This is a genomic window from Carnobacterium sp. AT7 (assembly GCF_000171855.1).
Lineage (GTDB): Bacteria > Bacillota > Bacilli > Lactobacillales > Carnobacteriaceae > Carnobacterium_B > Carnobacterium_B jeotgali.
Genome location: NZ_ABHH01000069.1, coordinates 1 through 1,062, shown reverse-complemented (window position 1 = coordinate 1,062; position 1,062 = coordinate 1). Strand labels below are relative to the sequence as shown.

2 protein-coding genes are annotated in these 1,062 nt (G+C 35.3%); one reads left to right on the top strand and one right to left on the bottom strand.

Translation table 11 applies throughout. The annotated features are described in order from the left end of the window. The first annotated feature begins 42 nt into the window (after positions 1 to 42). Positions 43 to 588: a sigma-70 family RNA polymerase sigma factor gene (locus CAT7_RS11970; protein ID WP_007726006.1), complete on the top strand. Its 546-nt coding sequence runs from the start codon at positions 43 to 45 to the stop codon at positions 586 to 588. Positions 589 to 682: 94 nt separating this feature from the next. Here the strand turns inward: CAT7_RS11970 and CAT7_RS12470 are convergent. After that, positions 683 to 1,062: hypothetical protein (locus CAT7_RS12470; RefSeq protein WP_007726005.1), on the bottom strand; the 380-nt coding region annotated here is incomplete at its 5' end.

The following is a 1,062-nucleotide window of genomic DNA, read 5'->3' as shown; positions in this document are numbered from 1 at the left end:
GTACAAGGCCTTGTAACAACAAAACGAAGGATCTGAAAACAGATGATAAGATTATTGAGCGAAGAAAAAGAACGAGCATTTTTTGATCAGCATGCAGGAATCGTCCATGGAGCATTGAAAAAATTGGGTGTATACCGATCACATCCAGATTACGATGATTTTGTGCAACAAGGATTGTTAAAGTTGGTAGAAGCTTACGAAACATTTCCTGAAGATTTGGAGCAAGAGGCCTTTCTCTATCAATTTACGGGTTACGCCTATAAAAAAGTTCGGTGGCATATGCTTGATTTATTACGAAAACAGCAGCGCAAATGGAACTATGAAATGCCCTGGCCAGATGAGGTGGCAATGGAGCAGCCTGATACGCAGTTGTCATTTGAACAATCTTATCAAGACATGGATTTACTAAAAGAAATGTTGCCTCTTTTAACTAAAAATGAACAAGCTTATTTATTAGATGCGGTTGTTAAGCAGTTATCGGTTACGGAAATTGCTACAAAACAAGGGGTAAGTCGTAAAACGGTTTACCAATGGAAAAAAAGAGTTGCTGAAAAGTTAAATCATTTCCTACTTATTTTGAAAGATTAAAGATTTCATCCAATAAAAGAAGCCAACAAAAAAGATTAAGCTAAATCAACTAGCTTAATCTTTTTTGTTATCCAACCATTTGAAAGGGCAAGAATCATTTTTTAAAGTTTGAATTGAAGTTATCTCTGATTTCTCCGATATAGGGATTCGCTTCTCCAAGGACCTTTTCAAGCGTTTCTTGCACGCGATAATGTGAAATGTAAGATAGAATTTTTTCTAATGGGTGTAGGACCATAGTAAAAGTAAATTTTTTTAGATGTTGTTGAACGATATTTAGTTCAGTCATAACGGAAGGTTCTAGTACATAGTGTCCAAGGCCAACCAATTCATCAATAATAAATTGCTGATAAACGAAAAGAATAGCTGAACGATCGACTTGTTCGTTAAAGCTACGAGCGGATATATTTAGTTGTAATTCATGGTGTCCACGAAAATGCACGTGCATACATTTTGTTTTTTTATCTTCATTAGCAT